General features: G+C 32.2%; 20 protein-coding genes. 3 read left to right on the top strand and 17 right to left on the bottom strand.

Annotated features, from left to right (window positions below):
• Positions 1–20 precede the first annotated feature (20 nt).
• The 15 genes from gcvH to M2214_RS03200 form a co-directional block, all read right to left on the bottom strand.
• Positions 21–395 carry a glycine cleavage system protein GcvH gene (gene gcvH, locus M2214_RS03270; protein ID WP_248482783.1) on the bottom strand — a complete coding sequence of 125 codons (375 nt, stop codon included), beginning with the start codon at positions 393–395 and terminating at the stop codon, positions 21–23.
• Between the two features lie 13 nt (positions 396–408).
• Positions 409–2,538 (bottom strand): acetyl-CoA decarbonylase/synthase complex subunit alpha/beta, encoded by a 2,130-nt coding sequence (gene acsB, locus M2214_RS03265; RefSeq protein ID WP_248482782.1) that lies wholly within the window; start codon positions 2,536–2,538, stop codon positions 409–411.
• 34 nt (positions 2,539–2,572) lie between these two features.
• The gene (gene acsE / locus M2214_RS03260) at positions 2,573–3,358 is read right to left on the bottom strand and encodes a carbon monoxide dehydrogenase/acetyl-CoA synthase methytransferase subunit (protein WP_248482781.1); all 786 of its coding nucleotides are present in this window, start codon (positions 3,356–3,358) and stop codon (positions 2,573–2,575) included.
• Positions 3,359–3,411: 53 nt separating this feature from the next.
• Positions 3,412–4,782, bottom strand: coding sequence for an acetyl-CoA decarbonylase/synthase complex subunit gamma (acsC, locus tag M2214_RS03255; protein ID WP_248482779.1), 1,371 nt, complete (start codon positions 4,780–4,782; stop codon positions 3,412–3,414).
• Positions 4,783–4,809: 27 nt separating this feature from the next.
• Positions 4,810–5,754, bottom strand: coding sequence for an acetyl-CoA decarbonylase/synthase complex subunit delta (acsD, locus tag M2214_RS03250; protein WP_248482777.1), 945 nt, complete (start codon positions 5,752–5,754; stop codon positions 4,810–4,812).
• Between the two features lie 27 nt (positions 5,755–5,781).
• Positions 5,782–6,549, bottom strand: a complete 768-nt coding sequence (locus M2214_RS03245; RefSeq protein ID WP_248482775.1) for an ATP-binding protein — start codon at positions 6,547–6,549, stop codon at positions 5,782–5,784.
• Between the two features lie 56 nt (positions 6,550–6,605).
• Positions 6,606–8,000 carry a dihydrolipoyl dehydrogenase gene (gene lpdA, locus M2214_RS03240; RefSeq protein ID WP_248482773.1) on the bottom strand — a complete coding sequence of 465 codons (1,395 nt, stop codon included), beginning with the start codon at positions 7,998–8,000 and terminating at the stop codon, positions 6,606–6,608.
• 135 nt (positions 8,001–8,135) lie between these two features.
• Positions 8,136–9,071, bottom strand: a complete 936-nt coding sequence (locus M2214_RS03235) for a methylenetetrahydrofolate reductase (protein WP_248482771.1) — start codon at positions 9,069–9,071, stop codon at positions 8,136–8,138.
• A gap of 23 nt (positions 9,072–9,094) precedes the next feature.
• Positions 9,095–9,763, bottom strand: a complete 669-nt coding sequence (locus tag M2214_RS03230; RefSeq protein ID WP_248482769.1) for a methylenetetrahydrofolate reductase C-terminal domain-containing protein — start codon at positions 9,761–9,763, stop codon at positions 9,095–9,097.
• A gap of 18 nt (positions 9,764–9,781) precedes the next feature.
• Positions 9,782–10,636 (bottom strand): bifunctional 5,10-methylenetetrahydrofolate dehydrogenase/5,10-methenyltetrahydrofolate cyclohydrolase, encoded by an 855-nt coding sequence (locus M2214_RS03225; RefSeq protein WP_248484742.1) that lies wholly within the window; start codon positions 10,634–10,636, stop codon positions 9,782–9,784.
• Between the two features lie 34 nt (positions 10,637–10,670).
• Complete coding sequence (locus M2214_RS03220; RefSeq protein WP_248482767.1) at positions 10,671–11,303, bottom strand: cyclodeaminase/cyclohydrolase family protein; 633 nt, start codon at positions 11,301–11,303, stop codon at positions 10,671–10,673.
• 20 nt (positions 11,304–11,323) lie between these two features.
• Positions 11,324–13,000, bottom strand: a complete 1,677-nt coding sequence (locus tag M2214_RS03215; protein ID WP_248482765.1) for a formate--tetrahydrofolate ligase — start codon at positions 12,998–13,000, stop codon at positions 11,324–11,326.
• Between the two features lies 1 nt (position 13,001).
• Positions 13,002–13,775 carry an ATP-binding protein gene (locus tag M2214_RS03210; protein ID WP_248482763.1) on the bottom strand — a complete coding sequence of 258 codons (774 nt, stop codon included), beginning with the start codon at positions 13,773–13,775 and terminating at the stop codon, positions 13,002–13,004.
• A 25-nt stretch (positions 13,776–13,800) separates the two neighbouring features.
• Complete coding sequence (gene cooS, locus M2214_RS03205) at positions 13,801–15,711, bottom strand: anaerobic carbon-monoxide dehydrogenase catalytic subunit (RefSeq protein ID WP_248482761.1); 1,911 nt, start codon at positions 15,709–15,711, stop codon at positions 13,801–13,803.
• A gap of 603 nt (positions 15,712–16,314) precedes the next feature.
• Complete coding sequence (locus M2214_RS03200; RefSeq protein WP_248482759.1) at positions 16,315–17,211, bottom strand: bifunctional enoyl-CoA hydratase/phosphate acetyltransferase; 897 nt, start codon at positions 17,209–17,211, stop codon at positions 16,315–16,317.
• 268 nt (positions 17,212–17,479) lie between these two features.
• Here M2214_RS03200 and M2214_RS03195 point away from each other — a divergent pair, with 268 nt between their 5' ends.
• Positions 17,480–18,724: an NAD(P)-dependent oxidoreductase gene (locus M2214_RS03195; RefSeq protein ID WP_248482757.1), complete on the top strand. Its 1,245-nt coding sequence runs from the start codon at positions 17,480–17,482 to the stop codon at positions 18,722–18,724.
• Here the strand turns inward: M2214_RS03195 and M2214_RS03190 are convergent, their stop codons facing one another.
• Positions 18,725–19,858, bottom strand: a complete 1,134-nt coding sequence (locus M2214_RS03190) for a tetratricopeptide repeat protein (RefSeq protein WP_248482755.1) — start codon at positions 19,856–19,858, stop codon at positions 18,725–18,727.
• A gap of 11 nt (positions 19,859–19,869) precedes the next feature.
• Positions 19,870–21,627: a B12-binding domain-containing radical SAM protein gene (locus M2214_RS03185; RefSeq protein ID WP_248482753.1), complete on the bottom strand. Its 1,758-nt coding sequence runs from the start codon at positions 21,625–21,627 to the stop codon at positions 19,870–19,872.
• 158 nt (positions 21,628–21,785) lie between these two features.
• Between M2214_RS03185 and M2214_RS03180 the strand changes: the two genes are divergently transcribed.
• On the top strand, positions 21,786–22,370 hold the full coding sequence (locus M2214_RS03180; protein ID WP_248482750.1) for a zinc dependent phospholipase C family protein: 585 nt from the start codon (positions 21,786–21,788) through the stop codon (positions 22,368–22,370).
• 188 nt (positions 22,371–22,558) lie between these two features.
• The gene (locus M2214_RS03175; RefSeq protein WP_248482748.1) at positions 22,559–22,753 is read left to right on the top strand and encodes a hypothetical protein; all 195 of its coding nucleotides are present in this window, start codon (positions 22,559–22,561) and stop codon (positions 22,751–22,753) included.
• Positions 22,754–22,899 lie beyond the last annotated feature (146 nt).

The following is a 22,899-nucleotide window of genomic DNA, read 5'->3' as shown; positions in this document are numbered from 1 at the left end:
AGGGAAGTTTATTTTTTTATTTATGCTAAAGCAGTTTCATAATCATTAGAATCTAATAATTCATCTACCTCAGACATATCATTTATTTTTATTTTTATAATCCATGCATCATATGCATTTTCATTCATATATTCTGGCTCATCATCTAATTTCTCATTAATTTCTAAAACTTCACCAGATATAGGTGCCAATAGATCAGATGCTACCTTTGAAGATTCAACTACTCCAAATTCTTCTCCTTTTTCTATTTCATCTTCCACTTCTGGCATCTCAACAAATAGGATTTCACCTAATTGATCTTGAGCATAGTCAGTGATTCCTATATAAGCTTCATCGCCTTCTATTTTTACCCAAGTATGATTTTTAGTGTATTTTAAAACAGATGGACAATTCATTGATATACCCCCCTTACATAACTTCTTCCATTTGTAATGCTGGATGGCCTTTTTCTTCTAAGAATGCCAATACATCTTCAGACTCAGTAGCTATAGTCTCATCACATATCATATCTGTGAAGTTTTCTACTCCATATAACTCTTTAGCAGTAGCATCTAATTTTTCTCTTACATAATCTTTTAATTCTTTTGGCATCCAAACTATTCTTCTTGTTCCTTCTTCAGCTGCTACGAATTTCTTAGATGAAATAAATTGTCTACCATGACCCATGAATCCTGGAGTTTGAACTCCTCCTCCTGTCATAGATGCAAGTTCTCCAAATGTCATTCCAAGAGGTGTTATTCCTCCATGCTCTCTATTAACTATTACAAGTCCATTAGCTTCTGGCATTATTCCACATATACACTCAAAACATCCACAAGAAGTCATAGGATCTTCCATTATACTATAAAGAGTTACTCTCTCTACTGCACCTTGAGAAATTTGAGCTACAGTTTCATTAACAGCACTCCAAACTCCCGCTTTCTCATCCTCAACACCATCTTTTGGTACTGGTTGACAAGGTCCTGTAGGATCTAATTCTTTAGTAGCCTTAGCATCTAACCAGCTTACAGCTCCGCAAAGACCTAGTCTTTCTGGAGTTACTATACATACATGAGCTGGAGCAAATGACTGACATAGGTTACAAGAATAAAAATCATTTACACTCTCATCTGTTAATGATGCAAGTCTTGCATCTCTTGCTTCATATTTTGGAGTAGCATATTTACCTCTAAGTTCTGCTACTTTTTCAGGCTCAGTTATTATAGTTACTTGACACTTATCAACAACAGATGCAAATTCATCCATCATCTTAGCATATAAAACTTCACCTATATGATTTAATCTAAATCCTTTTTCATTTGCTTCTTTACCTATTCTTATCCAAGTTATATCTCTTTGACCTACATGCATTACGCCTTCAGTGTAGTTCATAAAGTAATGGATACGTCTTTCAAGTACAGGCTCGAAATCTTCTTGCATATTCTTACCAGCAACTTCTACAATTACAGCAAGAGGTAATCTTCCCGGTGCCTCTTCAATAGTATCTATATCAGGTCCTATTACTTCAATCTTATGGTCCTCAATTTCAGAAAGCTCTCTTTTTAAAACTAATTCCCAAGACTCTGTTTTTCCTCCACCAAATTCTGCAAACATATCTCCTTTTCTAATTCTTTCTCCTTCAAATGCTGCAGCAAATGCTACTGGTATAGGAATTTCAGTTATTTTTATCTTTATTTCTCTAGCTTCAAGTGATGTAGCTACGAATTTATCATAATCTTTTTGAGTTAATAATCTAGTTGGAACTTCAAATACATCTTGATCTGTTATAACAGGGAATCCTAAAGCTATAGCTCCAGCTCCACAAGATACAACAAGCTCACTTAATGGTCCAAACGCATTTACAAATGCTGGAACTCTATTAAGAGTATAATCTAATAATCCCTCTAAATTACCTGGCTCCAATGCTCCGAATATAAGAGCTGCTCTAACAGCTACAGATACAACGTGTATTACAGATGTAACATCATATCCTAAAGGTATTACCCTTAAATCAAGACCCATCTTCACATCTGCTTCTATAGCTTGATCTATAACCTTACCAACCAAGAATGTTAAAAGACCCTTAGATTGATAATCCTTTATAACCTTTGCTGCTGTTTCAGCATCAGGACATTCTCCTAATACAACTGCAACTCCAGGTATATCTCCTGTAACTAGAGGAACGCCTAGAGAACGAATTATAGGGTCACTTATATGTCCTGCGCATGGTGCTTCATAAGGAGCATCCATAGTAGAGTATTTAATAGCTTCTATAACTTCGGCTGCAACAGCTGTTCCAAGACCTGCATTAAGTCCATTTTCTAGGTTTTCTTTTTCTTCACCTATTAAACTTTTAACAACTCCTAATGCTTTTTGAAGGTCAGCTAAACTTTCCATTTTAAGTCCAGTAGCTGCATATATAATAGGAAGTGAATATGCAGTATCAGGAAAAGCAACTTTATGATCAATTCCTTTTTCTTCTATACTTTTATTTAAAAAATCCGTAGCCGCGTCTAATGCTTGGTTAGATCCTGTGAATATAGTTTTAAATAAACTCATTTTTCTATCCCCCCGAATATTTATTTTACATTCTCTATAATTCTAAATAAGAGTCAGCGTATAATATATTTTCTTTTATTACATCACAAGATTTTATCATTTCTGAAAGTTCTTTATCACATGGATTTATTATTGCTGAGCTAAATCCATTTGCCATTGCCATAGCTAAGAATGCTGTATCTAGCTTTGGTCTTATATCTTTTGGAGCACCATTTGATACATTAGAAAGTCCTCCAGTAGTTTTAAGTCCCATCTCGCTCATCATTCTTATTGCCTCTAAAACTTCCATTTGCTTTTCTTGCATACCTTTTATAACAAGACATAATGGATCAAATAATATATCTTCTGGATCCATTCCAAGTTCCATAGCTCTTTCTAATATTTGAGTACAATAAGCCATACGCTCATCATTATCTCTTGGAATACCTTCTTTAGCACAAAGTCCAATTACCATAGCATCATACTCAGCAGCTAAATCTATAAGATCAAATCTTGGTCCTGCATCAGCAGAATTTATGATAGGCTTTCCATTTTCTCTATTGTAAACCTTAAGACCTGCTTCAATAGCTTTTTTATTAGCGGTATCTAAAGCTATAGGTATATTATTGAAGTTTTCTTGAATTAACTTAACTCCCCAAGTCATTAATTCTTCTCCATTTCTTTCTGCTGGTCCTATATTAAAGTCTATGTAATGAGCTCCTGCGTCTATTTGCTCTTTAGCTCTTTTTAAAATTGGCTCAGGATTTTTTTCTTCTAGCGCCTTTCTTATAGTTGGTGAAATACAGTGGATTCTCTCTCCTATTATCATAAATTTTCCCATTAATAATTACCCCCTTTTATAATGAAGGAAGGATAAATCCTTCCTATTTTTAATTAAGCTTTAGCAGTTCTTAATTCTTCATTAAAATCTCTTAAGAATTTAGGAAGTTCCATAGCTTCATTAGTTCCTATAACAACATCCCATCCAGGTAAATTATCTTCAATATCACCCTTTAAAACAGCTACCTTTCCAGGTATTATAAGCTTTCTACATTTAGTTTGTTCTGCTACTCCACTTTCTTTAATAAAGTTTGAAATACTACTTCCTCCGAATTTACCAGCAGCCCAAGCTGTTAAAACAGAGTATCCTCCTGCATCTGGTATTGCAAGCCACATTGGAACCTTAGATCTTTCTATTTCTCCAGCTATTATGAAGTAAGTAAGTGCAAAGTCAACAGTTACAAGAACCGGAGAATTCTCATCTGGGTTATTTATAGGATAAATCTTAGGTTCAACTCTCATAGGTCTTTGAGGATCTGTATATATATTTTGTCTTAGAGCAAACAAAGGAAGCGCTCTAGCATAATCTATATCATCAAGAACTATTATAGATCCATACTTAACTGTGAATAAAGAAGATATAGCAACTTCCATATTCTTATCACCTTTGGCAATCTCATTAGCGAATACAACTGAAGGATATCCAAATGATCTATCTCCCTCTTTTAAAGCAATTCTTCTTATTTGAACTGCATTAGTAAATGCTTCTTTCATATTCTTACTAGTAGGATCTAATATTAACTCTTTGTATCCTAGTTTATGAATATCTTCTACTAAACTATATAACTCTTCAAGATTTTCTCCTCTAACACCTAATGCTAGTTTATCATTTTTAACAAGTTCTACCATTTCTTTGTAGTTCTCTTTGTTTGCTCCATAAACTATAGGGTTTTCTCCCTTAACTATTTCAAGAGCTTCTTTCAATACATCTACATCTTCACAAATTAACATATAAGCTACTTTTATTTCACTGTCTTTCACTTTATTTATTAATTTAATGTAGTTTTCTTTATTACCAGTGTATTTTAAGGCAGCTATTTCAACCTTCATTTGTTCACCGATTCTTATGTAGTCAACTTTTTTAATGTTCTCTATCTTATTATTTACAGTTTCATCATCCATAGAGTCAGATAATAACACTGCAAATCTATTTCTATTAACTAAAGTCTTTTCATGTCTGAAAAGTACTGTTTCTCCACCTAGCTTATACTCATTTTCACCTTTACCTATAGTTAAAGTTTTCATAGGTGGTGCAGTAGCATCTGAAAGCTTAGCTAAAGCTTCATCACTCATATGAGGACATTTTGATATTTCAGTTGCTCCTGCTGCAACCTTCATAGAAAACGCCATACATGTTGGAAATCCACAATCCTTACAGTTTTTCTTTGGAGATAATTTAAATATATCTAATCCTTTTAAAGCCATTTTTCTTTCCCCCTTAACCTCTATTTATTATGCTAATTCACATACAAATTTCTTCATAGTTTCTAAAGATTTCGGATGACGAAGTATCACTGCATTTGCTCCCCCTACTAGCATACTAGATGCAGTTGATATTTCCATAGTTATTCCTCTTTCTTCTTTGCATCCCCACTCTGGAGCATCTTCAACATCAGCAACAGATTCTTTAACTGACCAAGTTTCAGAAGAAACAGGTGCTATTATAGGCATTTGAAGTGTTTTATCATTTTGACCAAATGCTGCAAGTCTGATTCTATCCATAGTTGTAGCAACATACTCATATCCATATCCTACTGCTGAACAACCTATATTCATAACTATGTTTTCTTCTTTAACTCCAAGTTGATTCAATAGTACATTTAATTGTTTCGCTAAGTTTATATCAACAGAAGACTCAGCTCCTACCTTATGAGGATAGGCAAGACCAGCTGCTGCTCCTACTGCCTTATAGTTTTCTTCAACTGCTGCTAAGAATAAACAATTTTTCCCATCAACAGATGCTGCTACCTTTTCAAATACCTTAGCATCTTTTTCAAAGTTATTACACCCTGAAATAACTAAAGGTATCTCAATACTTTCTACTACATCCTTTGCAATTTGTGCACACTCTTCAGCAGATCTATCTAATCCGTTAGGATCAGCTCCTTCAAACTTCAAGCATATAAAATCAGGTTCCATTTCTTTTTCTACAAACTTAGCCCACTCAACTGGATTTTCAGCTACATCCTTGTATAAATCTTTTAATGGCTCTATCCAATTCTCTGGGAATACATCTAATATTTCTACTCCCATTTTAGCTATATTTCCACAATCTCCATCAAAACTGTAAAATGGCATTGCATTTTCTCCACCTAATTTTAAAGCTTTTTCTCCAGTTCCAATTTCAACTTCCGAAATTTTTCCTGCATATTTTTGAACAGACATCTTAAATGCCACAAAAATCGCCCCCTTAATAACTACTTTTTAAATTTCTATTTTTGATAATATTTCTTTAATAGCTAATTTAGACTTGTTATCTTCTGGTAACTTAACTAGTGGTATTCCACTTGAATCATATTCATATATCATTTCATCCATTGGAACTACACCTATTAAATTTAAATTTTGAATTGCAATTTCTTCTTTTACCCCTTCATGCAATTGTCCACCTATTGCTTTATTAACTATTAGATGTATATTACTGACTTTCAAATCAAGCTCTTTTACAAGTTCTTTAATTCTTCCAACAGCTTGAATACTTCTTCTTGAACAATCACTTACAAGGAATAAAGTATCTATATGTTTAGTAGTTTTTCTACTTAAATGCTCCATTCCAGCTTCATTATCTATAACTAAGTACTTATAGCTATCAGATAGTGAGTCTGTTTGCTCTCTTAAAACTCCATTTACATAACAGTAACAACCTTGACCTTCTGATCTTCCCATAACCAAAAGATCGTATCCATCTCCTTCTGTTACAGAAGTATTTAGTTTATACTTTAAATATTGAGCTTTAGTCATACCTCCAGGAAATCCATTTCCAGAGATTTCTCTTTGATTTACTTCTTCTCTTATTTCTCCTATAGTGCATTCTACATCTACACCTAATACTTCGTTTATGTTTGCATTTGCATCTGCGTCGACAACAAGTATTGGATTTTCTCCTTGTTTGACTAAATTGTCTATTAAAAGCCCTGTCAAGCTAGTTTTTCCAGTTCCACCTTTTCCTGCTACAGCTATTGTATATCCCATAACTCTACCCCCTAACTCATATCTCAGACAGAGCTTTTAATAAAGCTCTATCTTTACTAAGCGTCAGCTTTTGCTTTTGTAACTGAATGTACACATTCTCCATGTACATCATGTAAAGCTTCCATTAATCCCTCCGATAAGGTTGGATGAGGATGAATAACATCTCCAACTTGTTCTACAGTAAGGCCCAAGTTAACAGCTAAAGTAAGCTCTGTTAGCAAATCGGTAGCATGAGGACCCACTACAGAAGCTCCCACTATCTTATCTTCATTATCTGCTAATACCTTTATAAACCCTTGGAATTTTCCTATTGCTTGAGCTTTTCCAAGTCCTCTAAACTCGAATTTACCTATCTTATACTGTATACCTTTTTCCTCTAATTGCTTTTCAGTAAGTCCAACTCCTGCAACCTCAGGTTCTGTATATACACATCTCGGAATAGCTGTATAATTTATATTTTTATCTTTTCCAAGAGCATTCTCAACTGCTATCATACCTTCTTTTGAAGCTACATGTGCAAGGAACGGGCTGTCCACTATATCTCCTATTGCATATATTCCATCTACATTTGTTTGCATCTTTTCATCTACTACTATTTTTCCTCTTTCTGTTTTTATTCCAAGTTCTTCTATTCCTAAATTTTCAAGGTAAGGTTTTCTACCAACAGAAACTAGCATAATATCAGCTTCTACAGATTTTCCATTATCAAGATTTGCTACAACTTCATCATCCTTAATGTTACAAATTTGTATTTTTTTACCTGTTAACAATTTAATTTTATCCTTTTTAAAGCTTCTTTGCAACTGTTTGGCAACATCTTTATCTTCAAAAGGAAGAACTTGATCCGCCATTTCAACTATTGAAACTTTAGTTCCTAAAGTTCTAAAGAATTGGCCAAATTCGCATCCAATTACTCCTCCTCCAACTATTAACATAGACTCTGGAAGTTCCTTTAAGTTCAAAGCCTCATCACTAGTTATAACTTTTTCACCATCATATGGGAACATAGGAGGTACTATAGGTACAGATCCTGTTGCAAGTATTATTTTATCAGCTTTTATTACTTCCTTTGATCCGTCTTCTTTAGAAACTGCTATCTCATTCTTGCTTATTAATTTTCCAAATCCATTTACAAGCTTTACACCTTTTTTATCAAATAAAAACTCTATCCCTTTTACAAGCTGATCTACGATTTTATCTTTTCTATCCATCATAGATTCGAAATCAGCATCTATATCTCCGTCTATATTAATACCGTAGCTTTCAGACTCTCTTACATTCATTAACATTTCTGAACATGCTAGCAATGCCTTAGTAGGTATACATCCAACATTCAAGCAAGTTCCACCTACTCTTTTCTTTTCTATTAGTGTAACATCAGCACCCATCATGGATGCCTTAATAGCCGCTACGTATCCTCCTGGTCCTCCCCCTATTACTGCTATTTTCATCTAAAATCCCCCAATTTCCTCTATTTTTATACATTTTTTATGTATTTTTATGCATGAATATGTATAAATAAAGCCATCCTACTGTTTTTGTGTTAAAACAACATATGACTGTCTAATAATTTTTATTGAGTAATTCTATAATCCAGCAGCATCTAGTATTGCTGGTACATTTTCTTCAGCTCCGATTGCCATTATGTGTACCCCATCACATAAGCCTTCTGCTCTTAATTCTTTTATAAATTCTCCAGCAATTTTAATTCCCTCTTGAACTCTAGCATCTGCTTTTATTTTCTTTACTTCTTTCTCTGTTGCTCCATCTAGTATCTCTACGCTATTAGCAGCAGCTTTTATTCTTTCTATAACCTCTTCTGGTACGTATATACCAGGAACATTGGCATTCATAAATCTAGCCATTCCAACATTTTTTAGTGGTATTATTCCAGCTAATACTTTGCAATCTAAATGCTTAGTCTTTTCTCTAAATTCTCTCATAGTTTCTATATCAAATACTGCTTGAGTTTGGAAGAATTTAGCCCCTGCCTTTATCTTCTTTTCCATTTTAAGTATTTGTACTTCTAAAGGAGCATATCTCGGCGTTACACAAGCACCTAGGTAAAATTCAGGTTTACCCTTTAACTCATTTCCAACCATATCAACTCCATCCATTAGAGTTTCAGCTGTTTGAAGTATTCCTACTGAATCTAAATCATAAACAGGCTTTGCTCCTGGATGATCTCCAACTACTGTATGATCGCCTGTTAAAGCTAACATGTTCTTAATTTCAAATAAACCGGCAGATAATAATTCTCCCTGTATAGCTATTCTATTTCTATCTCTTCCTGTCATTTGAAGAACAGGCTCAAGACCCTCATCCTTTAAAACCTTACATGTAGCAAGCGATGTTGTTCTCATAACAGCTGATTGAAAATCTGTTACGTTTACGCCTTGTACTCTTCCCTTTATCATTCTTGCACACTCTATTAAGTGTTTAAAATCAATCCCTTTCGGAGGAGCCATTTCAGCTGTAACACCGAATTCTCCACTTTCTAAAGCTTTTTTTAATAAGCTCATCTCAAATCCCCCTTTTAAACCTTCTAAGCTTTCGCTAATTCTTCTTTTTTCTTTAAGTTTATATGTCTTGGATTTGCACATTTTTTATAGTCTTTAGCTGGTTTTATAGCCGTTAAGTTATCAAGTTGGTCTAATTCTTTTAATTTTTCATATATCATAATCCATGCACATTCATTTTCAGGATTAACCTCACACTTTCCATCCTTAGCTCCACCACATGCTCCATTTAATAATCCCTTAGCACATATAGTGACTGGACAGATACCTCCAGTCCATCCAAGCTCACACTCTCCACAAGCTTTGCAAGATTCAGCGTATTGACCAACTCTTTCAATTTCTCCAATAAACATAGTGTTATTTCCTGGATATACTGGAATTTTAACATTTTTAGCTATTGTTTGAGTTCCATCTCCACAAGCTAAAGAAATTATAGCATCAGCTTCTTTTAATTCTTGTTTTAAAGATTTTAAATCTTTTTTTACTTTTAATAAATTACATGATGGATCTAAAAGCTTCACCCCTAAAACTTCTTTACCATTCTCTTGTAATATACTTTTCATTTCTTCTATTTCTTCTTCTCCACCGACCTTACAAGTTGATGCACATAGTGAACATCCTGTAACAATTACCTTTTGAGCGTCCTTTATATATTCTAGAACTTCCTCTAAAGGTTTTTTTTCTGAAATTATCATCTCTATTCCCCCCTTGTTTTATGCTTTATTTTGCATTTTACAAGCTTTAACTATATGTTTAGCAAGTATAGAAGTTGTAACAGATCCAACCCCAGCAGGAACTGGTGTTATCATAGATGCTTCATTTTTAACATTCTCTGTATCAACATCTCCACATAATTTTCCATCTTCATCAACATTTATACCAACATCTATAACTACTGCTCCTTCTTTTACAAAGCTTTCTTTAACCATTTTAGCTCTTCCGACAGCAGCTACTAATACATCAGCTTCACTTGTAACTTTTTCTAAATCTTTAGTTCTTGAATGACATATAGTAACTGTTGCATTTTCATTTAATAAAAGCATAGCAGCTGGTTTTCCAACAACCATAGATCTTCCAAGTACAGCTACCTTCTTACCAGAAAGTTCTACCCCATAGTGCTTTAATATTTCTACTACTGCAGTAGGTGTACATGGTGGATATCCTGATTTATCTCCTTCCATAACTTTTGCTGCATTTACAGGGCTAAAGCAGTCCACGTCTTTTTCAGGAGATATAACATATTTTATTTGCTCTTCATTTAAATGCCTTGGAAGAGGTCTAAAGCATAATATTCCATGAGTTGAATCATCTTCATTTACTTTTTTTAATTCATTTATGTAATCTTCTTGAGTTATATCCTCAGCAAGTTCCTTAACCTCTGTTAATATTCCTACTTTTTCACATCTTTTAAGTGCGCCTCTCTCATATGCTAAATCGTCTCCTCTTGCGCCTACTCTAACTATTGTAAGTTTAGGATTTATTCCTTTAGCCTTTAAACCTTCAACTTCTTTTATTAATTCTTCTGATATTTTATCAGCAACAGGTTTTCCTTTTATAATACTATCCATAACTACTGAATCTGCCATTTAAAGTTCCCCCTTTTTATTTACAAAGCTCTTGTTCAACTTTTTTATAAACTTCATCAGCTATCTTAGTTCCTTCAGAAACTAATCTATCTGTCTCTTCTTTAACTTTGCTTACATATTCTTGATCTTTTATAGAGTTTATATTTATAGCAACATTTAACTTTCCACTTATAAGTGCAGCTCTTAAGCACTGTACTCCTACTCCGATATCACTTATAGCAAGCTTAGATGTTTTACCAACTAAATCTTCATGAAGCTTTATTGCTTTATAGCAAGTTCTTACTATTTCTATAGGAACTGAACATGCTGTTTTTAAAGCTTCTTCCATTACTTTATCTTTTTCTCTTTTTTCTTCTTCTGTGTTAGCTTTTATTCCATATGCTTTTGATAAAGGTAGGAAGTTTTCAGCATCTTCATCTACCATTTTTAGCAACTCTTCTTGAATTTTAGTAGCTTTTTCTAATGCCTCTTTAACTACTTCTTCATATTCTGCATATTTTTTCTTTCCTATCGTCAAGTTGCAAACCATGCTTCCAAGAGCCATTCCTATAGCTCCTACCAAAGCTGCTGCCCCTCCACCTCCAGGGACAGCTGCTTTAGAAGCAAGAACCTCAACGAATTCGATAGAGTTTTTCTCTATTAATTTCATATTAGTTCCTCCTATTGTTATTAGAATAATCCTGATATTGTTCCATTTTCATCTACATCTATTCTCTCTGCTGCAGGAACTTTTGGAAGTCCTGGCATCTTCATTATCTGACCAGTTAATGCTACTATAAATCCAGCTCCTGCTGAAACTGTTACTTGTCTTACAGTTATATTAAATCCAGTAGGTCTTCCAAGCTTAGTTTGATCATCAGTTAATGAGTACTGAGTCTTAGCCATACATATAGGCATTTCTCCAAATCCAATTTTTTCAAGGTTTTCTATTTCTTTAGTTGCAGCTGGAGTAAAGTCTACATCATCAGCTCCGTATACCTTTTGAGCTATAGCTCTTATCTTATCTTTAATAGGCATATTAGACTCGTATGCAAAAGTAAAGTCATTCTCTTCTTCTTCTATTAATCTAAGAACTTCTTTAGCTACTTCAACTCCACCTTCTCCACCTTTTGCCCATACTTCTGATAAAGCAACGTTAACGCCTAATTCTTCACATTTTTGTTTAACTAAGTTAAGTTCAGCTTCTGTATCAAGTGGGAATCTATTTATAGCAACTACTGCAGGTAATTTATATACCTTAGTAATATTCTCAACATGCTTTAATAAATTTGGAAGTCCTTTTTCTAAAGCTTCTAAGTTTTCTTCATTTAGATCATTCTTAGCTACTCCACCATTGTATTTAAGAGCTCTAACAGTAGCAACTATTATAACCGCATCAGGCTTTAAGTCAGCCATTCTACATTTAATATCTAAGAATTTTTCAGCTCCAAGGTCAGCTCCAAATCCAGCTTCTGTTATTACATAATCTGCAAAATGCATAGCCATCTTAGTAGCTATTACAGAGTTACAACCATGTGCTATATTTGCAAATGGTCCTCCGTGAACGAATGCTGGTGTTCCTTCAAGCGTTTGTACAAGGTTTGGTTTTAGTGCATCTTTTAAAAGAGATGCCATAGCACCGTGAGCGTTTATTTGTCCAGCAGTAACAGGTTCTCCCGATCTGTTGTAACCTATTATTATTCTAGATAATCTTTCTTTTAAATCCGATATATTATTAGCAAGACAAAATGCTGCCATAATTTCAGATGCAACAGTTATATCAAATCCATCTTCTCTTGGCATTCCATTGGCTTTTCCTCCAAGTCCATCAACTACAAATCTTAACTGTCTATCATTCATGTCAACGCATCTTCTCCAAGTTATTCTTCTTGGATCAATATCAAGTTTGTTTCCTTGATATATATGGTTATCTATCATAGCTGCAAGTAAATTATTTGCAGCACCTATAGCATGAAAATCTCCAGTAAAGTGTAAGTTTATATCTTCCATTGGAACAACTTGTGCATATCCTCCACCTGCTGCTCCCCCTTTAACTCCAAATACAGGTCCAAGTGATGGTTCTCTTAGAGCAACCAAAACATTTTTATCAAGCTTAGCAAGTCCATCTGCAACACCTATAGTTGTAGTTGTCTTTCCTTCTCCAGCTGGTGTTGGATTTATTGCTGTAGTTAATATTAACTTAGCTTTTTTGCCAGTTTCTCTCTTTAATAAGTTATAATCCACTTTAGCTTTATATTTTCCATATAACTCAATGTCTTCTTCCGTTAGGTTAAGCTTTTTAGCAATTTCCCTTATATCTTGAGGCTTAGCTTCTTGAGCTATTTGAATATCAGATTTAAAACTCATTTTAAATTCCCCCTTGTATTTTTTGTTTTATGTACTTTATCTCCTCTCTAGTTTTTTCACTATTATCATAAGGAGATAAATTTTGCCTATCTGAATTTATTACATCTTCATTATAATATATAAAACCTAAAAGTTCTTCTTTTTTTACATTATCTAATATAAAATATTCGTCTTTTTCATTTCTTATCTTATTCGCGACTACCCAAACTTTGCCTACTCCTATATCTTCACCTAGTTTTTTTACCTTTCTATAAGTCTGAAGACTTCTTTCTCCAGGTTCAACAACTACTATAAAGGCATCTACACCTTGAGCTGTCCCTCTTGCCAAGTGTTCAATACCAGCTTCCATATCCATAACAACTACATCTTTATTTTGAAGAATTAAATGAGAAGTAAGTCTTTTTAATAGTACATGTTCAGGGCAAACACAACCAGATCCTCCCGTATCAATAGTTCCCATACTAAGAACCCCTACTCCATTGTACTCCTTGCAATATCTATCAGGTATATCATCAACTTTTGGATTCATCTTAAACATCTTAGCAAACGTTCCGGCTTGTGCACTAGTTCTTTCTTCTACTAAATTTTTCATTTCTGATATAGGTACTATTTCATCTATTAGCTTTTGAGGAAATCCCAATGCCAATGCTAAATTGGCATCAGGATCTGCATCAACTGATAAAACTCGATAACCTTCGTCTGCATATATTCTAGAAAGCATTGCTGAAAATGTTGTTTTTCCCACTCCACCTTTTCCTGTTACAGCTATTTTCATGTTTTATCACCTTCTCAGTTTATTTTTAAGCTTTTGCTAATTCTTCCTTTTTCTCGAACATTTCTTCTAAAACCTTACGTTTTTGTTCTATTCTTTCTATTATTTGTCCTGCAGCTTTTACAGGGTCTGGCTCTACAAAGAATTTAGCTCCAACTATATTCTCAAGTTCATTTGTAAGTATTTCTAAAACTCTTGGTCCTCCTGTTACAGGCGGCGCCACTCCAAGCCATGTATCTATTCCTGATGAAACAACATATGTTCCTATAGCTACTGCCTTTTCTGACATCCACTCAGGTGCTGCTCCAACAACTGGTAATTGAGGTATATCAACATTTAAGAACTTAGCAACTTCTCCTACAAGATGTAATATACGGCTTATATCAACACAAGAACCCATATGAAGTACAGGAGGTATATCTACAAGTTCACATACAGTTGCAAGACCTTGACCAGCTAATCTTTTAGCATCCTTACTTAAAAGTCCCGCTTTCGCACACGCTTGTGCTGCACATCCTGTTACAACAACTATTACATCATTCTTAATAAGTTCTTTTATTAATTCAATGTGTCCATAGTCATGCTTAACCTTAGGGTTATTACATCCAACTATTCCAGCAGCTCCTCTTATAACTCCTGATGTTATACAATCAGCAAGAGGCTTGACAGTTCCAGCTGGATCTATATGAGAGTTTACAACCTTATCTAATTGATTAATTATAGCTTCAACACTATATCCTACTATTGCATGACTTTTACTCTTAGGTATGAATACCTTCTTATTGTCTCTGTTTGAGAAATTTAGTATAGCTTCTTTGACTATTGATTTTGCTGACTCGAATGCTTTTTCTTCGTCAAATTCTAGATGAGTTGCTCCGGTGATTCTAGCTTTTGGAGATGTCGTTATGAATTTTGTATGATAACAATCTGTAAGAGATGCTAAAGCTGGGAATATACACTGAACATCAACTATTACTGCTTCTACTGCTCCAGTTAATACTGCAAGCTCTTGTTGAGCAAAGTTTCCAGCTATTTTAACTCCATGTCTCATTGTAACTTCATTTGCTGTACAGCACATACCAGCAAGATTTATTCCTTCAGCTCCAACTTCTTTAGCTAAAGCTACAAGCTCTGGATCCTCTGCTGCAAGCACTATCATTTCTGATAATGAAGGCTCATGTCCATGAAGTACTATATTTACATAATTTTCTTCTAAAACACCAAGATTTGCTTCTGTCTCTCTTGGTATTGGAGTTCCAAATAATATATCACTAAGTTCTGTTGCCATATAAGAACCGCCCCATCCATCAGCAAGAGATGTTCTCATTGAAATATTTAGCATACTATCTGCATCAGCAGTACAACCCACATGAGTTGAGTGCATAACAGTTACAACTTCTCTATCTATTGCTCTTGGAACTATATTTAGATCCTCCCAAACTTTTCTTCTTTGTTCTGGTAATGATGGCGGTAATGTTAAATTTCCAAAAGGCTTTCCAAATTCATTAAGTGCAACGCCTGCAACTTCATGAGCTATATCGTATATATCTCTTTCATCTGTTTCTATTTCCCATCTTTTAGCTAAGTTTATTAATTTAGCCTCATCTCTAACCTTATAATTACCATCTTTGCTTGACATATGAAGAACATGAGCTATATCTCTACCATGATCTGAGTGTGCTGCTGCCCCTGCTGCTACCATTCTTGCAAAGTTTCTAGATACAATAACATCTGGACTTGCTCCACAAAGACCTCTAGGTGTTTTTGGAGTTATTCTACAAGGTCCCATTGCACAAATTCTACAACATATTCCCTTTTCTCCCATAGGACATGGCTTCATATTTTCTTTTCTATCCCAAATAGTCTCTACCCCATCTGTCTGAGCTTTTTTTATTAGCTCATTAGTGGCATTGTCAATTGACAATAACTTTTCATCCATATTTCTTCCCCCTTTTAATGGTAACCTCTTGAAATTTCAAATTTATATAACAACAAAAAGAGTCTTCATGACTTTTTTTGGTTATCTTCAGATAATTGTGTACTATTATTCAAATTTCATGAGCCTTGAAATGTTATGTCTAAAAGCTAAATAACTATTTTTCATTTAAATTAACAAGCCCCTTTAAGTTTGTTAATTTAAAAACGATAATATTTAAAAAATATATTTGTATATTCCATTTTTTTCTATTCCTTGGTTTAATTATAACATATTTTGGGATATATGTTGTATATTTTTGCATATTTCTTGTATATTTTTTATAATTATAAATCTATGACATTATTCATATCTTGAATGTATATTTTTATTTATAATTTTAATATTTCAGTTAATTTAAACATTACGTGATATGTTATTTTTTTGTCGAATCATTTAAATATCGTTTATCTTTTGTCATAGTTTATTCAATTTTCAAAAAATTCTTTTTTATGTTTATCAAGAAACTATATTTTTTATTATAAATCTTACACAGACATAATTTTCACTACAAATCATGTCTATGCAAGATTAATGTATAGTATGTATATTATTTATTCCCCATACCTATTTATTGTTTGCAATTAATGCACCTATTGCTATTGAATATAATTTTGATTCATGAGTATCAGCTCTTGATACTAATACAACAGGGGCTTTAGCTCCCATTATTATCCCTGCAGATTTTCCACCAGCCATATAAGTGAGAGATTTACCTATTCCGTTTCCAACTTCTATTGTAGGAACCAGCATTATATCTGCATCTCCAGCTACTTCACTTTTGAAGTTCTTTATTCTAGCAGCTTCTTTTGATATAGCTAAATCAAACGCAAGAGGTCCCTCAACTATAACACCTTCTCCATACTCCATCTTTGAAAGCTCGTCAGCATCAACTGTTGCTATCATTTTATCACTTACTTTTTCTTTTGCAGCAATACAAGCTCCTTTTACCGTTTCGAGTTCTAATGATTTTCCAACTTCTATAGCATTCTTCATTATCTTATATTTTTGCTCTGCATTCGGACTGATGTTCATTCCTCCATCAGTAAGAATTAATAACTTATGATAACTAGGAAGTTCATATACCATTACATGACTTAAAAGACTTTCTGTTCTAAGTCCATACTCTTTATTTAAAACTTCTTTTAAAAGTATAGATGTATCTATTAGACCCTTCATAACAAAATCTGCTTTTTCACTAGATACAAGTTTTACTGCTATTTCAGCACTTTCCTTTAAACCTTCAGCTTCTATTAATTCTATTCCTTCTATATCTTCATTTAATTGTTTAGCTATTTTTTTTATTTTTTCAGTATCGCCAACTAATATAGGTTCTATAATTCCTTCTTTTCTAGCATCAAATATAGCTTTTAAAACCTCTTCGTCTTGAGCAGCTGCAACTGCTAATTTCATAGTTTGTATACTTTTAACCTTACTTATTACTTCATTTAATTTTTTTATCATTATACTTTAATTCCTCCCTATAATGTCTTTTTTTCTATATATTATATTTCTATATTTCAATCGTTTTCCCTTTTTTATCTGTAAGGAAAACGTTTTTTTATTCATAATATTCTCAATAAAGATATACACCAAAGATTGAATTTAACTTAATCTTCCTATATGATATAATATATTTTTGAGAACGAAACCTGTCAGGATTCGTCGACAATGTGAGCTATGCGTTAGCATGAAGTGAATTTTTTAATCATTTTAATAGGAGTTGATATTTATGGGAAATCATATTGTAGAAGAAGCCAAAAGATGTATGCAGTGCAAAAATCCAAAATGTAAGCAAGGTTGTCCTGTAAATACGTCTATTCCAGAAGTTATACAATTACTTCTAAATAGCGATATAAAAAAGGCCGGAGAAATATTGTTTAGCAACAATCCCCTTTCTGTTATTTGTTCTCTAGTATGTCCGCATGAAAATCAATGTGAAGGTAATTGTATTCTTGGCATTAAAGGAAGTCCTGTTCAAATAAGTTCTATAGAACATTATGTTTCTAATTACTATTTAAACAGTTCTTCTATCGAAAAAAGCGAAAGATTGAATAAGAAAGTAGCTATAATCGGTTCTGGACCTGCTGGTATTACTATAGCTTTTATGTTGTCTTTAAAAGGCTATGATGTTACTATATTTGAAGCTCATGATAAAATCGGAGGAGTTTTAAGATATGGTATTCCAGAGTTTAGACTTCCTAAAATAGTTCTGGACAAACTTAAAGATAAACTGGTTGAACTCGGTGTTAAAATACGTCCAAACACATTAATAGGTCCTGTTATAAACCTAGATACCCTTGAAAGAGATGGATACGAAGCTATATTTATAGGTACAGGTGTATGGAATCCAAATACTTTAAATATAAAAGGGGAAAGTCTTGGACATGTGCATTATGCTATTGATTACTTAAAGAATCCAAGTGTTTATGATCTAGGCGAAAAGGTATGTGTAATAGGAGCTGGTAATGTAGCTATGGATGTTGCAAGAACTGCTATTAGACGTGGTTGTAAAGATGTGTACGTAATGTATAGAAAAGATGTATGTGATATGTCTGCTACTAATTACGAAATAGAGTATGCTAAAATAGACGGTGTCAAGTTTGAAACTTTCAAAACACCTATTGAGTTTGTGGATGAAGGTGTTAAATATGTGAGAACTGAAAAAGTAAAAGATGAGTCAGGCAGAGTAAGCGTCACTCCAATTAAAGGGTCTGAGGATATATTCAAAGCAAATTCTATTATAGTTGCTGTAAGTCAAGGTCCGAAGTTTAATATAGTTTCTACTTCAAAAGGTATAAATCTTAATAAATATGGACTTGTAATTACTGATTCTTTAGGGAGAACTACTAGAGAAGGTGTGTTTGCATCAGGTGACGTTGTTACAGGAGCTAAGACTGTTGTTGAAGCTGTTAATGTATCAAAGAAGGTTGCTATGGCTATAGATGAATATATAATAAAAAAATACGAGAAGTAATTACTTCTCGTATTTTTTTAACTCATTAAGGCAAGCTACTGTGACTTCATCATCAGGATTTAAAGTAAATGCCTTTTCTATATAAAATCTAGCTTCATCTAAATTCCCAGTTTCAAGATATGCCATTCCCAAGTTGCACATAACCTCAGGATCTTCTTTTATATCTAATGCTTTTTTAAACTCTTCTATTGATTTTTCTAAGTTTCCAGTCATGGCATAACAAAGTCCAATTTCCACTATAGTATCTACTTGTGTAGGATTAAGAATTAATATCTTTTCAAAGTATTTTATAGATTCATTTATATCTCCTAGTTGTCTATAAGCAAGACCTATAAAGAACAATAAATTCCACCAATCAGGATATTCTTCCTTTAATGGAAGTAATTTTTCAAGACCTTCCTGCGCATTTCCTTGTAATACTAGATTATATCCTTCTTCATAATCTACTTTATCCTCAATTTTTTTTAATTCATTTTTTATTTCCATTACTATATTTTCATCTAATTCACATTTTAAAGCTTGCTCCCAAGTAATTCTTGTTTTTATATATTGTTTTTGATTATAGTAATGATATCCAAGTTGATAATAAGCAATACCAAAATTAGGATCTATCTCAACTATAGTTTCTAATTTATCTAAAGCTTCAAGAAGGAAGTCATTCATCAATTCTTCTTCCTTATTCTTTTCATGAATCTTAGCTATATCTTGACAAACTAAAGCGTAATTATAAATACCATCTATATTATCCTTATTCAAAGTTATAAGCGCCTTAAAGTAAATCAATGCGTCTGTAAGCTCTTTTTCATTAGCCTTTTTAACACCCATATAACCTATATATTCTTCTATTCTTTCATCAAATGCATATAAAAATTTCTTGTACTCTCCATTATATCTAAAGTTTGAATCAATACCTATTATGTATATCATTCCATTTGATAAAGACGATAAAGTTAGTGATTCCTCTGCACTTCTATCCTTTATTCCTTTAACTAATTCTTCATTAAGTATAGGAACATCTATTCCTCCCGTTGGAATAGTATATCCCTTAAGAGGAAGCTTAGCATCCTCTTTTATACTTAAAAAAGCTAAATTTTCAGTCTTAACTAATAAATGTTTTTCTATATTAAACTTCATATATATACCTCCTAAATAACAACCTTATATGAATTGCTTTTCTCAAACACTTTTTTATCTAAGTCATAAACGAATAATATAGTATTCAAGTCTTTATCAAGCTTCTCATGTATATTCTCTTTAAGCTTTGATACATCGTAATTAAATGGTTCAAATCGAACATATTTAATTATATTCTTAGCTGGAGTATTTTCAAACTTTGGAGTATACTTTCTAACATTTTCCTCACTCTTTAAGAATATATGACATCTATTTTTAAAATCATCTACTTCCATTTTATCAAACATACTAGGTAAAGACGACACCTTCCCAAGAGAAATATAATCGTATTTAAGTACATCTTTAAATATATCAACATCTACTTTTATCACATCAGTGTAAAAATCAATCAATATCTTATATAACTGATTCTTTCCTTGTGATATTTTAAAGTAACCATTGTCTTCCCAATAAGAAGATAAATCTTCAAATAATTTAAATGCATCTTCACTGTAATACTTCTTTATTATATAGTTCATAGAAAGCTTGAAATTATTTGAATTATAATAAATCTCAAGAACCTCTTCTATATCCTTTATCTTTAACATTTCATCATAGCTCATATACTTGTTTCCTAAAACCTCGTACGGAGTATAGTCTTTAAATATATAATCATGCTTTTCAGAATTTTTTCTAATACCAGATCCCTTTAACATCTTTAAAAAACCAAGCTGTAATTGTTCTATATCTAGGTTAAATACTGTATTAAATGAATTTCTAAAACTTTCATAATTCTCATACGGAAGACCTGCTATTAAATCTAAATGCTGATGAATATTTTTAAAGCTTGAAATCTTATTTACAACATAAGATAGACTCTCGAAATTTTGAGTTCTTCCTACTTCTTCTAAAGTCTTTTTATTTGTAGATTGAACTCCTATTTCAAATTGAAAAAGTCCAGGACTGCACTTTGATAAAAACTCCAACATATCATCGTCTATTAAGTGAGCAGTTACTTCAAAATGAAAGTTTGTAAATCCATTATCATTTTCCATAATAAATTTCATTATATCAAGTGCATATTCTTTTTTTGCATTGAATGTTCTATCAACAAATTTAACTTGCTTAACATTCGCATTTATCAAGTTTTTAAGTTCCATTTTGACTCTATCTATATCAAAGAATCTAAGTCCCTTTATAGTAGATGATAAGCAATATTGGCAGTTAAAAGGGCATCCTCTTGATGTTTCGTAATATACAATCCTATTTTCATATTCCTTTTTATCTATGTTTTCATAAGGGCTAGGTATTATGTTAAGATCATGTATTAACTGTCTTGGTTCATTAACAATTATTGAATCTTTTTTTCTATAAACAAGACCATCTATATTATCAATATCTTTTTTTCCCAGGGAATACTCTATAAATTCTCTAAAAGTCAACTCCCCTTCTCCATATATTATATAATCTATGCAATCATATTTTTTCATAAATTCTTCAAAATCATAAGAAACTTCTGGTCCCCCAAGTAATATCTTAATATGAGGGCTCACTTTTTTTAGGTTCTTACAGATTTTTATAGTATCATCTACATTCCATATATATGTAGAAAATACCACTATATCAGACTTTTGCTTATAAATTTCTTTTAATATATAATCTACACTATTGTTTATAGTATACTCAGCAACAGTAATATCAGCTAAATCTTTACAAAAACTATTTAAATATCTAATAGCTAAATTAGTATGAATAAATTTTGAATTGAGAGTAGTTAAAAGTATTTTCAATATAATCAGCCCTTTCCTAATGATGCATCATTATATATTATCACAAATAAAAAAAAAATTCTATTTGTTAAATAAAGTAAATGCATCATTTACATTTGAAATTTATTATCACCTAGTTTAAAATAGAATTAAGACACATTTGAAAGAAGGTGCTGCTTTTGTTAGTTCAAAGTCACAATGTTATAGCAAACCATATACATTACAATATAAAAAACAACTTAAATATAGATTTGAATCTCAAACTACTATCATACGGAGCTATGAAACCAGACATAGCCCCTAGACTTGCTGTGAAAAAACACTATAAAGATCAAAGTTTTGATTTTGTTTTAAATGAAATATTAAATTTAATAGATAACGGGCTTAAAGAAAACCCTATATCTATAAATAGATTTTCTACAAAACTAGGAGTTATAAGCCATTTTTTATCTGACTTTTTCTGCCTTCCACATCACAATAGAGAATATTATCATGACAAGCTATTTGAACACTTAAAATACGAAAAAGACCTACATAAGTATTTTGTAAATTTTGAAGGTCTTAGCAAAGTTAAATCTCCATATATAGAAAAAATAGATAAGGAGAATATAAAAAATCTTATAGAAGAACTTCACTATAACTACACTCAAAACACAATGGGTTTTGAAAACGACGTTATAAGCTCTGTAAATATATCAAGTGCAGTTGGTATAATAATAGTTGAAAACTCATTAATAGAATCATTCAATAAAGTTACAGTTTAAATCAATAAGTCCTATTTTATTGTACTTTCACCTTATGTATAATAATATAGGGCTTTATATAATTCTATATTTTTTTATCTTAAATATTACTATTCATCATTATTTTTACATTTTTTGAAGGTTTTTAAACTATTTTATAGAAAATTAAGTAATAATATTACTTTTAGTTGTGAAAGGAGCTCATTATTATGGAATCATTCGATAAAATATCTATAGATCAAATTTCAAAGAGAGATTTACTTTTAATAGTTAAGTCTTTAGAATATACATACGAAAATACTAAAATAGATGATTTTATTAATTTAAGAAACAGCATGGTTAAAGAACTTTGCTTTTTAGCAGAGACAAGTGAAGATGACTTTTTGAAGTTTTTAGAAAAATAAAATTCGCTTCATGCTTACATAATTCGGTATGTGGGTTATCAAAATATGTCTATGAAAATACCTCTCTTGCATTAAATATTTTCATAGACATATCTTTAGTTTTATTAAAACATTGACTAAATAGAGTTATTTCAATGAACTACAGT

This window comes from Tepidibacter aestuarii (assembly GCF_934924865.1).
Lineage (GTDB): Bacteria > Bacillota > Clostridia > Peptostreptococcales > Peptostreptococcaceae > Tepidibacter_A > Tepidibacter_A aestuarii.
The sequence above is the reverse complement of the archived record's forward strand: the minus strand, read 5'-3'. Positions and strand labels throughout refer to the sequence as shown.